The 12,482-nt window shown below is 35.5% G+C and carries 14 protein-coding genes; 2 read left to right on the plus strand and 12 right to left on the minus strand.

The features are described from left to right. Positions 1-56: 56 nt before the first annotated feature. The 9 genes from ACFOWA_RS10715 to ACFOWA_RS10755 form a co-directional block, all read right to left on the minus strand. Positions 57-1,286 (minus strand): DEAD/DEAH box helicase, encoded by a 1,230-nt coding sequence (locus ACFOWA_RS10715; protein WP_378984952.1) that lies wholly within the window; start codon positions 1,284-1,286, stop codon positions 57-59. Between the two features lie 335 nt (positions 1,287-1,621). Beyond that, positions 1,622-2,050 (minus strand): Hsp20/alpha crystallin family protein, encoded by a 429-nt coding sequence (locus tag ACFOWA_RS10720; protein ID WP_378984953.1) that lies wholly within the window; start codon positions 2,048-2,050, stop codon positions 1,622-1,624. A 55-nt stretch (positions 2,051-2,105) separates the two neighbouring features. Further along, positions 2,106-2,495, minus strand: a complete 390-nt coding sequence (locus ACFOWA_RS10725) for a hypothetical protein (protein ID WP_378984955.1) — start codon at positions 2,493-2,495, stop codon at positions 2,106-2,108. Positions 2,496-2,499: 4 nt separating this feature from the next. Beyond that, positions 2,500-2,733 (minus strand): hypothetical protein, encoded by a 234-nt coding sequence (locus ACFOWA_RS10730; RefSeq protein ID WP_378984956.1) that lies wholly within the window; start codon positions 2,731-2,733, stop codon positions 2,500-2,502. Positions 2,734-2,736: 3 nt separating this feature from the next. Next, entirely contained in the window at positions 2,737-3,006 is a 270-nt protein-coding gene (locus ACFOWA_RS10735; protein WP_378984957.1) for a hypothetical protein, read from the minus strand. Positions 3,007-3,284: 278 nt separating this feature from the next. Next, positions 3,285-3,632, minus strand: a complete 348-nt coding sequence (locus tag ACFOWA_RS10740; protein ID WP_378984959.1) for a hypothetical protein — start codon at positions 3,630-3,632, stop codon at positions 3,285-3,287. An 11-nt stretch (positions 3,633-3,643) separates the two neighbouring features. Continuing rightward, positions 3,644-4,195, minus strand: coding sequence for an RNA polymerase sigma factor (locus tag ACFOWA_RS10745; RefSeq protein WP_378984961.1), 552 nt, complete (start codon positions 4,193-4,195; stop codon positions 3,644-3,646). A 521-nt stretch (positions 4,196-4,716) separates the two neighbouring features. Then, complete coding sequence (locus ACFOWA_RS10750) at positions 4,717-5,652, minus strand: TolB family protein (protein WP_378984963.1); 936 nt, start codon at positions 5,650-5,652, stop codon at positions 4,717-4,719. 85 nt (positions 5,653-5,737) lie between these two features. Next, complete coding sequence (locus tag ACFOWA_RS10755; protein ID WP_378984965.1) at positions 5,738-6,496, minus strand: DUF4197 domain-containing protein; 759 nt, start codon at positions 6,494-6,496, stop codon at positions 5,738-5,740. 354 nt (positions 6,497-6,850) lie between these two features. On the opposite strand from ACFOWA_RS10755, the gene ACFOWA_RS10760 reads away from it, so the two are divergent. Together ACFOWA_RS10760 and ACFOWA_RS10765 are read left to right on the plus strand one after the other, a co-directional pair. Then, positions 6,851-7,429 (plus strand): RNA polymerase sigma factor, encoded by a 579-nt coding sequence (locus tag ACFOWA_RS10760; protein ID WP_378984967.1) that lies wholly within the window; start codon positions 6,851-6,853, stop codon positions 7,427-7,429. After that, positions 7,422-8,678, plus strand: a complete 1,257-nt coding sequence (locus ACFOWA_RS10765; protein WP_378984969.1) for an energy transducer TonB — start codon at positions 7,422-7,424, stop codon at positions 8,676-8,678. The genes ACFOWA_RS10760 and ACFOWA_RS10765 overlap by 8 nt, the downstream gene beginning before the upstream one ends. Before the next feature lie 341 nt (positions 8,679-9,019). Here the strand turns inward: ACFOWA_RS10765 and ACFOWA_RS10770 are convergent, their stop codons facing one another. The 3 genes from ACFOWA_RS10770 to ACFOWA_RS10780 all read right to left on the minus strand — a co-directional run bounded on the left by ACFOWA_RS10770 (position 9,020) and on the right by ACFOWA_RS10780 (position 12,481). Then, positions 9,020-10,030 (minus strand): inorganic phosphate transporter, encoded by a 1,011-nt coding sequence (locus ACFOWA_RS10770; RefSeq protein ID WP_378984971.1) that lies wholly within the window; start codon positions 10,028-10,030, stop codon positions 9,020-9,022. A gap of 12 nt (positions 10,031-10,042) precedes the next feature. After that, a complete protein-coding gene (locus ACFOWA_RS10775) occupies positions 10,043-10,684 on the minus strand; it encodes a DUF47 domain-containing protein (RefSeq protein WP_188414583.1) in 642 nt (213 codons plus the stop codon). Between the two features lie 771 nt (positions 10,685-11,455). Then, positions 11,456-12,481, minus strand: a complete 1,026-nt coding sequence (locus tag ACFOWA_RS10780) for a sensor histidine kinase (protein ID WP_378984973.1) — start codon at positions 12,479-12,481, stop codon at positions 11,456-11,458. Position 12,482 lies beyond the last annotated feature (1 nt).

Here is a 12,482-nt window from a genome sequence, read left to right on the forward strand (position 1 = left end):
AAAACATTGAAAGACGTTTCTACAAGGTCAACGCGACAAATTACAAAAACTGCAAACTAACTACTTGGGCTGCTTGGTTTTGGCTTTTTCTTGTGCCAAACCTTTTTCTTGCCGTTATTTTGGTGAGGTCTTTTTTCTTCAACATGCGTTATTTCCATGGCAGAAATATGCTCAGGTAAAGTCATTCTCGGAACTTCTTTTTCAATCAGTTTCTCTATGTTATCAAATTTACGTTTGTCTCTTCCATTAACTAAGGTAATGGCTGTTCCTTTTGTAGAAGCCCTCGCCGTTCTGCCAATTCTATGAACGTAATCTGCCGGGTCGCCAGGAACATCATAGTTAATTACCAAATCAATTCCCTCAACATCAATCCCTCGCGATAAAACATCTGTTCCAATCAAAATGGGCAATCTTCTGTTTTTAAAAGCAAGCAAAATATCTTCTCTTTCTTTCTGACCTAAATCCGAATGGAAAGCCTCGGCTTTAATACCTAAACTTCTAAAAGCTTTGTAAAGCGCCTTAACTTTATCTTTGGTAGAAACAAAAATAATACTGCTTTTGTATGTTTCGTCTTTAAAAATATCTGTTAATAAAGCCTGTTTCTGTTGATCGTGAATTAGGTATGCTTGCTGGTTAATACCTTCTGCCGGCTTGGCTATTGAAATGGTAATCTGCTGAGGCTCATGCAAAATTTTACCTGCCATGGTTCTAATTTTAGGCGCCATTGTAGCAGAGAAAAGCAAAGTTTGGCGTTTTTTGGGCAAGTAACTGATAATGCGAATTATATCATCATAAAAACCCATATCTAGCATTCTATCGGCCTCATCTAAAATTAAATGTTGCAAATGCTCTAGTTTTAAAACTCCAGAAGACAAATGCGCCATTAACCTTCCTGGAGTTGCGATGATAACATCAACACCATCACGCATCGAGCGTTTTTGTTGCTCATAAGCTATGCCATCGCCGCCGCCATAAACCGCTAACGAACTAATATTGGTAAAGTAAGCAAGTGCTTCAACCTGTAAATCAATTTGTTGCGCAAGCTCGCGGGTTGGTGCTAAAATTAAAGTGTTGTTGTGCCTATCCTTTGCCTTCATTATTTTATCCATTACTGGCAATAAATAGCTGGCTGTTTTTCCGGTACCTGTTTGTGCACAAGCAATAAGATCGTGGTTATTTAAAATTACCGGTATGGCTTGTTCTTGTATAGGAGTAGCGCTTTTATACCCCATGGCCATCAGGCCTTCGTATAAATCGGGGTTAAAATTAAAGTCGTTAAAATTCAATCTGTTATGTTTTTGTATTTTAGCAAAAGTACCTTAAAATACGACGAATAGCAAACTGAGTTTAAAACTGGATAAGTAAAATGATTTGAAAAGCAATGTTTGGTGTAAATCGGTTGCTGTAGCCCCGCTCTCAATCTGCCGAAGAAAAATCGGCATTCGTTAAATCGGGTTTAGATAACTCAAGTCCAGCCTAATAAACTGGGGTTGCATAGCGCAATATTCTTGCAGCCTTTCTAAAAATTCTTTCACCGCGTATTCTGTATTTCTGCAACAAAAAAATAAAAAAAGCCCCGACTGATAACAATCGAAGCTTTGGAAATTATAATAGACGAAACTTAGTTTACTGCAATATCTTTTGCAGGTATATTCGTTTCAGGGTTTTTAGGAAGGGTTATTTTTAAAATTCCATCAGCGTAACTTGCAGATATGTTTTCGCTAAGCACTTTGCCGTTCAAGGCAAAAGCTCTTTCAAAGGCTCCATTGCCATATTCTCTTCTACTAAACTTTGCTGAAGTTTCTGCGTCTTCTTTTGGTGCATAAGAAATTGTTAAAACATCATCTTTAGTTATCACTTTTAAGTTATCCTTATTTAAGGCAGGAGCAAAAAGATGAAGGATAAAACTTTCATCGGTTTCTTCAATATTTGCCGGAACGCGTCTAAACATTCCTTCAAACAAATGTTTCTTATGTTGAGCAAATCTGTTACCTCTTGGTCCGCAACCCCTATTCATTTCGCCAATATGGCATCTATTTTTATTGTACATGTTTTTAATTTTAATTGTTGTTAATCTGTTTATTCGCCGCAATACTTATACAGTTTTAAGAGTTGCTGTATTCTGATTTTGGAATGCCTAATAATGATGATATAATATTCGCATACGGATAATTTGGTGAGAAAATGGCATAATCGAATTTCAATCCTTTTATCTGCATTACGATATCATCAATAAACTTCATCGGTTCTAGCAACGCACTAATTAAACCCGATTTTGGTTTTTCATTTAAGCTGATACTTTCTTCTTGTTGAAATACATTCGCATCTCTTTTGTAGGCTTTAAAATCTGCTCCAATTTCTTCTATAGAAATTTTAAATTCATCAGAACTGAAGAAAGTAACTTGCTCGCCACGAGTTATTAACTCACTTGCTAAACTCAAGTTGGGTTTAACATCACCTTGTGATGGAACGCTTAAGAAAAGTATCTGCGACATAACCTTAGCGATTTATAGTTTTTGCACTGTCAACAGGCGTTATTTGACTATTAACTGCTTTCTGGCTATGGTGATGGTTATGTGCTTTACCATGCTCGTGATTGCAATCATGCTCATGGTAATACCTATTTTTAAAATCCAGCCTATCGCCATAACCATGTTGGATTGCTAAAACGTTAAGGCTATAAAATGTAGCTCCTGCAACAGCAAATGCTAATAATATTCTAAATGCTTTCATAAATTAATAGTTTACATTGATGTTTTGAACAAACCCATTTCCTTGCACCGCAGGTTTGTACCATTGATTATCTATTGGTACAACTGGCGAATAGTAATTGCTGTAGCTTTCAAACCTACTAGTGAAATGTTTACGCTTTTTGCCTCTTGAAATCATTTTGAATACAAATCCAATTACCATTACGGCAAAAATAAACTTGAATATAAAGGGTATGAAGAATGCGGTTGCACCAAGCACAATCCCGAATCCTATTGTTTTTAATATTTGTTTCATGTTTTTATCTGTTTATATAATTGGGAAGACGGAGACTTGAAGATTTTACTTTAAAATATTTTAAAAATGTATTTTAACTACTTTGGAAATGGATAGTTTCTATTCATTGCAGATTTGATTGAAGTTTTAGACCCACCGGCTTAAATGAATCTTAAATTTCTTACACGGTAAAACTTGCACCACCTATGGCACCTAAGAAAACCTAAGTAAAGAGTGTAAAACATTCATTTGTTCTAAAAATAAATTCACAAAAAAACCAGCATTTAGCTGGTTTGTAATTATTCTTTATTCTTATGTCGCCAAGGGCCACACCTTTGTTTAAACTCTTCCTTAAATTTTATACGTTCTTCATCGTTCATGCTTTGCCATTTAGAACGCATATTCATCGCTTTTTCGCGAAAGCGATTGTTACCACCACCACCTTTGTTAAAGTTACCAAAAAGCAATCGACATAAAACCAATAAGCCTAGTGCCTGCCAGAAATTTAATGTGCCAGTGTGGGCAACTTCCGGTAAAATCCAGTTCCATAAATACATTACGGTATAGCCTAAAGCGGTAGAAATTAATGCTATAACGGGGATAAAGAAAAAGAATTTCTTGCCTTTACTAAACTTTCTGTTTCTCATTTCCTTCTAAATTAATAATTAATAAATTCTTGATATAAATTTTGTAAACGGCTACGCAAATGTTTTACTGCATAGCCTTTTCTCGATATTAAAGTTTTAATATTTTCTCCGGTTTCATCTGCCAATTCTTGAAACGTTCTATCTTCCAATTCGTTTTGAACAAAAACATAGCGCTGGTTTTCTGGCAATTCTTCCAAAGCTAAAAACAGCTGATCCCAAAAAAGTTTCTTCAAGCTTTCTTCCTCAGGCGAAAAAGATTCAGCTAATAAAATCTCCCTGAAATTGATTTCGCCATCCTCACCCTCAAAACTCAAATCTTCAATAAGCACATCTTTTTGTTTGCGATATTTGTCGGTAATTTTATTTCTTGCCACCCGATAAAGCCATCCGCTCATTTGTTCTATCGCACCTGCTTCGGGTTGATTGCTCAATTGGTACCAAACATCCTGTAAAATATCTTCCGCATCTTCGTCAGTGTTCACCCGCCCACGAATGAAACTAAATAAGCGCTTACCATAATTGGCAACCGTAGAAATTATATTTTGAGATTCGTTTGCTGGCAAAATTTTTTGATTGATAAACCTGTAGACGGATGAAAACCAATATTACTTTAAATTATTTTATTTTTTTTGACTAGGCATGTTAAGATACATGGTTTATAAAAATAACTATGTATGATGCTTGATTTTTTTGAAAATGTAAGGAAGTATTTAATGGCGGTCTTAAGCCCCGCCATTCGCTGTAGCCCTCATGAAAATATTCGGGGCTGTCGCTGCTGTCGGGTTTAAGAACAGTGGCTGTTGCAAACCGTTAAAATTATTACTGCTTTAGCCACCTAGCCCTGGGTGTAGCGGTACCCTGCAGCGAGGAGGCACGACGACGCAAAGTGTACAAACGTAACACAGGAAGAAATTAATTGATATGCAGAGGCATTGCGCTTCAAAAAAAAATTGTTATTCAACTCTTTGGATTTCCATCTTGCTGATTGTCTGTACGTTGGTGTGGTTCTTATCAGCATTACATTTTCAGAATTTAATGGATACCAACAAAAGGAAAAACCTGATTGGCCAAGACAAACGAAGCCTTATTTCAAAGTTCCTGTTGGGTTTGTTCCTTTATCTACAACCAATTTGGCGTTACCTTTTAAATCAGAAACATAAATTTTGCTCTCTTTAAAAGGTTTTTCTGCTCCGCTGTAAAAAATTCTGTCGTCGGCAGTAACAAAAATATAAGCTACATGCATGCCTTTTGGTGAAATTCTTTCTACTTTTTTATTAGCCAAATCAACACTATAAACAGCTTCACTCGGACCAGTTAAGCCATCTAAAACATCAGTATTGCCGGCATTAAAAATTAACTTTTTACCATCTTTCGAATAAAAAAAGCGATTGCTACTGGCAATGGAAAAATCTTTACCAATAAAACTGATGATGGGTTTAGTGTCAATTAATTTCCCTGAAATATTAAAGGTGTAAATATTAGTTAAATCATGGCCAATTAACTCTATTTCGTTTTTCCAGGTTGGCGCATAAATATTATTAGGCGATTTACTATCAAGTACTACGAAGCCAGTATTATCTGTTTTAATAACCCCTATTTTCCAAAGTTTTGCCTCACTAAAAATATTAAAAGCTATTATATTTCCGCTAGGCGACCATACCGCTTGGTAATAATTATCGTTGTTAACGCGAAGCTGCAACTGGCTTTTATTTTCCATATCTGCAACCCAAATCGTTCTATGACCGGCGGTATCATTAACGGTGTAGGCAAGTTTATTTCCATCAGGAGAAATGGCTGGATCTGAAGCGCCACCAAAAGAGATTTGTTTCATGGTATCAATGCTTGTGGCTACAATTTTACCTCCATCCTGATAGGCCAAAGCGAAATTTTTATTACTTAAAGAAACGGTATCTAAAATAGCTTTAGATGTGTTCTCGCCAGGTTTTTCATTGCTGCAAGCAGAAAGCAATCCGCAAATAAAAATTGTAATCGAAGCTATTTTGATGTTGCATTTCCTCATGTACAATTTTACAAATAGTTTTAAACAAAAAAGATTCAGGCGCTTTCGAAACCTGAATCTTTTTCTTTTATGATGTTAACAAGACTTAACTTTTTTTTCTATCGGCATAGCCAAAAACTTTTTGCAATAAAGTTGTGCTTCTAGAGCTTAGGTTTCCTCTAATTTTAAGCTCTTCTTTTGCAACTTCTAAAAACAAACCATCAATAGCTTTTTGTGTAACGTACTCGGTTAAATTTGTGTTCACAGGCTTAACCAATGGCAGTCTGTTATATTGTGAGGTTAAATCGCTGTAATATTTTGTTGCATTTACCTTATTTAAACTTGTGGTAACAATAGGACTAAATTTCTGCATCAATTGCGATGTGGTAACTCTTTTAAAGTAGTCTGTAGCTGCGTTATTATTTCCTAAAAGGATATTTGTAGCATCTGCAATGGTCATTTGTTTAATCGCTGAAATGAAAATAGGTTTAGCCTCAGTAGCGGCATCTTCGGCAGCACGATTTAAGCTGAGCACAACATTATCACAAAGTTTATTTAAGCCAATGCTTCTTAAGGTTTTCTCCACTTTCTGTGCTTCAGGAGGCATTAAAATTTTAACAGCCAGGTTACCTAAAAAACCATCTTTTGCCGATAACCTATCTGCACCAGCAGAAACGCCAATTTGCAATGCTTCTTTTATTCCTTGTCCGATTTCTAAGGTTGTAGGTGTACCTGTTGCACTTGTTGTTGAGGTTCTTTCAGTAACTTTTTTAAAAATGTCGCTTAGCTTAATTTGTGCCTGAACCTTTAAATTTGTAAATAATATTAATGCTAGGGATGCAATTAAAATATTAGTTCTTTTCATTGTGTGTGTTTAACGGATAGTAAGCAAAACAACTGCCATAATCTCTATAAAGAAGTTATTTAACCAAAGATAACCCTAATTAAGTTTGTTTACTCTGCAACCCTGGTTTTTAGAACAAACCGCTGTTTGTAAACCCAATTGCCGCAGAAACACTTTTGATTAAACAAAAAAGGGTTTTAAAACCTTTTTGGTTTGAGAAAGATTGTAGCAAAAAGCGGGACTGTCGTAGCCGAAATTCCCAAACATAGCCTTCCAAATAATCAATTGGCTCTATATCCTAAATGATTGTTTTATACCCCATCACTCAAAAATATTTTTTATACTTGAAAGATATTTCGACTTAGCGCCCAATTTTTGAAGTTTATAAAAAATACAGCTGGAAATAACCAGAAAGAAGATGCAGATTTAATTGCCGAGTATAAAAATACTGGTGATTTAAATGCTTTGGGTACGCTTTACAATAAATACATGCATTTGGTTTTTGGTGTTTGCTTAAACTATTTTAAAGATGAAGAGCAAAGCAAAGATGCTGTAATGCAGATTTTTGAGGAGTTAGTTAAAAAACTCAAAATGCATGAAGTGCAAAATTTTAAAAGTTGGTTGCATGTGCTCACCCGAAACCATTGTTTAATGGCTCTTAGGAAATCTGCTAAGCAAAATATAGTTTCTATAGATGATACTTTTGTGGAAAACAGCGAGTTTGTGCATCTTGATATTGACAACACAAAAGAAACGCAGCTTACCATTATGGAAAAGTGCATGGAAACTTTAAGTGAAGAACAGCGAAAAAGCGTAGATTTATTTTATCTACAAGAAAAATGTTATAAAGAAGTGGCCAATATTACTGGTTACGACATGCTTAAGGTAAAAAGCTATATTCAAAATGGTAAGCGGAATTTAAAGATTTGTATAGAGAAAAATAGTAGTGAATAACGATTGGTTAGATATTGATGTGCTTGAAGATTACCTTGATGGTAAGCTTGATGCTAAAGGTATGCACTTTGTAGAACGCCAAGCACTTGATGATCCTTTTGTCGCGGAAGCGCTGGAAGGCTTGCGTCAATCGCCAAAACGTAAGCAAACACTTTCTATTTTACAAAAACAACTTTACGATAGGGTTTCTCAAAAACCGATTAAGCGTAAAATGTGGGGCATCACTACGCAACGTTTAAGTATTGCTGCAACGGCAACAGTTGCTTTTATTGCTGTAAGTATTCTATTTTTTATGCGGGAAACGAACCGTAAAAATGCCGAAGTTGCTGCAAGAAAATCGAAAGGTGTTGTTGTTAATTTAGATTCTGCAAATGCAATTGCATCTGTTAAAACTAATGCTGACAGCACTTCTACTAAGGTTAGTTCACCATCACAATCGGCATTAATTGATAAAGCTATTGTTGAAGCCAAAACGGGTGACTTAGCCAGAAATACAAAATCAGTATCAGAGGCTAAAAGTAATGAAGTTAGTGCTAATTTAGGTTTAAAGCAGTCTCCAAGTGTTGCCTTAAAACAGGCAGATGTTAGTACTTTAAATGAGATAACTGTAGCCCCAGCACCAGCCTTATCTGGAAGTGGAATGGTTTATAGTGGAAACGTAATATCTCAAAATGGACAGCCTGTAGCAGGCGCTGTAGTTAAATTAGAAAATTCAAAAGCAGTAACCGCTACAAATTCTGTAGGTTATTTCTCATTACCTGTAGATAGTGTTGATAAAAATAAAGATGTTGTAATTAAGGCTCAAGGGTTTAACGACAGAGCCATTACAACCGATGAGAACGCAATTCGTATGGCTTTAACGGGTGACAAATCTATAAATGAAATTGCATTAATTACAGGCTCGAATGGGCGTAAAAAAGAATCGGTTGCCCCTCGAAAAATTGTTTTAAGAGCTACCGAAAATTTAGATAAATCGAGTGGCGATATAACGAAACCTGTTCCTGTATCTACTGTAAACTATGAACAATATCTCGAAAGCAATAATAAATTATACAATGCTAAAGGTGCACAGCAGTTTGTTATCGTAAGTTTTAAAGTTAAAGCTAACGGGAGACCAACAAATGTAACTGTTATAAAATCGCTAAATAAAAAGGCTGATGCTGAAGCGAAGCGACTAATTCAAAGCGGCCCAGACTGGGTTCTACCTAAAAATGGTAATGATTTAGTTGAGATGAGTATTAAATTTTAGTGCGCCTTTAAAGCTTGTAAGTAAATCGAACTATATAAAATATTTCAGTATTCCATCAAATGGAATTTCTTCAACATTTTCTTCGGTGAACTTAGTTGTCTTAGGTGGTGAATTAAAAATCAGGAAAGTTGCTTTTTCCACCTTAGACATTGAAGAAAATTTAAGTTGGACGCATAAATCAAGTCAATAATTAAGGATGTCTTGAGTGAACTTAGGCGTCTTAGGTGGTGAAAATATTAACCACTTATCCAATTTTTTAAAATTAAAAAAACCGTAAATAGCAAAAAAAGACTAAAGCAATTTGCCTTAGTCTTTCCGAGTATTATTAAAAGGATTTTGTTTTATTTGAAATAGTAAATGGCCGCATAAATAATAGCAGCTAATGTTGCCGAAACCGGGATAGTTAAAATCCATGCCCAAATAAGGTTAATGGTTACACCCCATCGCACTGCTGATACACTTTTAACCACACCTACACCCACAATCGAACCTGTAATGGTATGTGTTGTAGAAACAGGAATACCGAAATGCTCTGTAATACCTAATGTAATTGCACCTGCACCTTCTGCTGCAACGCCTTCTAGAGCGGTAACTTTCGTTATTTTAGAACCCATTGTTTTCACGATTTTCCAGCCACCACTCATGGTACCTAAAGATATTGCAGAATAACAAGATACAGGAACCCACCAAGGCATTGCCTCAAAATTCGGAATCACTTTTGCCGCAATTAATGCTGTAGCAATAATACCCATTACTTTTTGCGCATCATTACCACCATGGAAAAAACTTAATGCTGCTGAAGAAATCAGCTGTAAGCGTTTAAACCATTTTTCTGCAGTTGCTGGTTTAGCATTCTTGCAAATATTGATAATGATTAATGTCAAAACCACCGATATTACCAAACCAATTATTGGTGCCAATACTATAAAGGAAATAATTTTAACTACATAACCCATGTTTACAGCATCAAGCGGACTTGCACCTGTAATTAATGCATAGGTCATACCAGCACCAGCAAAACCACCAATTAAAGTGTGAGATGAACTAGACGGAATGCCATACCACCAGGTTAATAAATTCCACATGATGGCCGCAATTAAGCCTGCGAGAATAACCTCTAAAGTGATGTAATTTTCGATTACGGTTTTAGCAACGGTATTGGCCACTTTGTGGTCTGTAAAATAAAAATAAGCTGCGAAATTAAAAAGCGCAGCCCATAAAACCGCCTGAAATGGCGTAAGAACTTTTGTAGAAACAACTGTTGCAATCGAATTAGCGGCATCGTGGAAGCCGTTAATGTAATCGAAAGCAATAGCCAGAATTACAACAACAACCAATAAGGTAGTTACCATGTTTATATTTTATTAAGCGTTTTTAACCAGGATAGTTTCAAGCACATTTGCTACATCCTCACATTTATCCGTCGCTTTTTCTATCGTTTGTAAAACCTCTTTTTGTTTAATTAATTCAATTGCGTTGGTTTCGTATTCAAATAAACGGGCAACGGCTAAAGTAAAAACGTAATCAGCTTGGTTTTCACCACTATTTATACGAATACAAGCATCAGCAATAACACGTATATTTTTAAAACTGCGTAATTCTTTAATTGCTTTATCAATATCTGTACACATTTCCACTAAAAGCTCTGCAATTTTTACAATTGGTTCGCTAATGGCATTCATATTGTACATTTGCATGCGGTTTGCAGTGCCATAAATATAATCTGCAACATCATCAACTGCGGTAGCCAGTTGGTGTATATCTTCTCTATCAAAAGGTGTGATAAAGTTTCTGCTTAGTTCAAGGAAAATTGAATGAGTAATATCATCACCCACATGTTCCAGGCGCTCAATTTCTTTAAAAATTGTCTTTCTGCTTTCAGCATCAGCTGTGCTAACCATTTCTAAAAGCGATTCAGCAATTTTCAATGCATTGCTACCAGCTTGCTCAAATAAAGGGTGAAACTTTTTATCCTGAGGCGTAAAGAACTTAAAAATATTGTTCATGTTAATTTTTAATATGCTGCAAAGCTACAAGCTCAATGTTAAGTTAATGTTAAGTTCCAAATTATATTAACGGTAATTAGCTGCCTAATAGGTTAATTGTTTACTCAGCGTCAATAAATTTATAGTGGCAATCACTTATCCTGCCTTAAATAATCTCATAATGTAACAATCCGCGTTAAGCTTTGCGTGCTCTGCGCAGTCCTTAGCTACCACTGCGGTAAAATACATTTAAGAAGATTGAACTATTATAATTTTGGAAAAACAATGGTAATAAGCTTTTCGGAAACTGCAGTCCCGCTAACCGCTGTAGCCCTCATTGAAAAAATTCGGGGCTGCCGCTTTTATCGGGTTTAAAAACAGAGTTAAGATTTTCTTCGGTTGGTTTTTAAGGGAAAGATTAAATGTCTTATATGGTAAAGAATTATGTGCCTAGCTTTGCTTTCTCTGTGCATTCCTTTGCGATCTCTGCGGTAAAATACATTTAAGGAGATTGAACTATTATAGTATTTGGAAAACAATGGTAATAAGCTTTTCGGAAACTGCAGTCCCGCTAACCGCTGTAGCCCTCATTGAAAAAATTCGGGGCTGCCGCTTTTATCGGGTTTAAAAACAGAGGCAAGATTTTCTTCGGTTAGTTTTTAGGGGAAAGCTTACATGTTCTTAAATGTCTTACATGGTAAAGAATTATGTGTATAGCTTTGTGTTCTCTGTGCATTCCTTGGCGAGCTTTGTTGTAAAACCTTTTAATGCTCGTTGCTGTTTAAAAAAAACCTAACTTACTTTTTGCAAAGTAAATGCAAAGGTCGTACCGATTCCTGGCGTACTTCTCACTGAAATGGTTTGTTCATGAGCTTCTAAAATGTGTTTCACAATGGCTAAACCTAATCCCGTTCCGCCAACTTCCCTTGCTCTATGAGTATCAATGCGGTAAAAACGTTCAAATAATCTTGATAAATGTTTTTCTTCAATGCCAATTCCATTATCTGTAACCTCAATTAAAAACTGGTCATGCAATTCAAAAATCTTAATTGCCGTTTCACCATTTTCAACACCGTATTTAATGCTATTTACCATCAGGTTAATTAAAACCTGACGGATTTTCTCTCTATCGGCATTAACCATCGTTACAGCGGTATATTTATCCTTAAAAAATAGGTTTACGTTTTTTCTCTTGGCTTTATCTTCCAAGTTTTCCATCACATCTTTTGCAAGCTGTACAAAGTCAAACTTTTGGTAGTTAATTGGTGATTCTCCGGTTTCAAGTTTAGCGATGGCATCTAAGTCATTAATTAGGTAACTTAAACGCTCCACATTATTTTCGGCTTTTTTTAAAAATTTCGTTGCCATTTCCGGGTCATCTATCAGGCAATCTTGTAAAGTTTCAATATAACCTTGAATGGCAAAAAGTGGTGTTTTAAATTCATGCGAAACATTAGACAGAAATTCGCGGCGAAATTGTTCCTGTTTTTTAAGCAAATCAATTTCCTTTTTTTTGGCTCCGGCCCATTCTTTAACTTCGTTTTCTACATCGTTTATCGGGTCTGAACTTACATATTCACCAAGTGCATCTTTTAAATCTTTGCCTAATTTTAAATTATGAATTAGTTTATAAATTAGTTTAATTTTAGTGTAGATGTATTTCTCTAAAAGGTAGTAAAACACCAAAAAACTACTTAAAAAGGAAACACCAAATGAGATGGCAAGGTAGTACCAACTATGTTGAAAATAGAAGTTTACCATGCCGATGGATAAGCCTACGGCAGCAGCAGTAAATAAAACCAGCACACTTAATTTCATG

Origin of the sequence: Pedobacter lithocola (assembly GCF_042650845.1) — a bacterium.
GTDB classification, from domain to species: domain Bacteria; phylum Bacteroidota; class Bacteroidia; order Sphingobacteriales; family Sphingobacteriaceae; genus Pedobacter; species Pedobacter lithocola.

Excerpts from the sequence above, each read along its gene's own strand:
- ACFOWA_RS10720 (WP_378984953.1), bottom strand. The coding sequence starts at position 2,050 with ATGTACAATAAAAATAGATGCCATATTGGCGAAATGAATAGGGGTTGC.
- ACFOWA_RS10725 (WP_378984955.1), bottom strand. The coding sequence starts at position 2,495 with ATGTCGCAGATACTTTTCTTAAGCGTTCCATCACAAGGTGATGTTAAA.
- ACFOWA_RS10730 (WP_378984956.1), bottom strand. The coding sequence starts at position 2,733 with ATGAAAGCATTTAGAATATTATTAGCATTTGCTGTTGCAGGAGCTACA.
- ACFOWA_RS10735 (WP_378984957.1), bottom strand. The coding sequence starts at position 3,006 with ATGAAACAAATATTAAAAACAATAGGATTCGGGATTGTGCTTGGTGCA.
- ACFOWA_RS10740 (WP_378984959.1), bottom strand. The coding sequence starts at position 3,632 with ATGAGAAACAGAAAGTTTAGTAAAGGCAAGAAATTCTTTTTCTTTATC.
- ACFOWA_RS10750 (WP_378984963.1), bottom strand. The coding sequence starts at position 5,652 with ATGAGGAAATGCAACATCAAAATAGCTTCGATTACAATTTTTATTTGC.
- ACFOWA_RS10755 (WP_378984965.1), bottom strand. The coding sequence starts at position 6,496 with ATGAAAAGAACTAATATTTTAATTGCATCCCTAGCATTAATATTATTT.
- ACFOWA_RS10770 (WP_378984971.1), bottom strand. The coding sequence starts at position 10,030 with ATGGTAACTACCTTATTGGTTGTTGTTGTAATTCTGGCTATTGCTTTC.
- ACFOWA_RS10775 (WP_188414583.1), bottom strand. The coding sequence starts at position 10,684 with ATGAACAATATTTTTAAGTTCTTTACGCCTCAGGATAAAAAGTTTCAC.
- ACFOWA_RS10780 (WP_378984973.1), bottom strand. The coding sequence starts at position 12,481 with ATGAAATTAAGTGTGCTGGTTTTATTTACTGCTGCTGCCGTAGGCTTA.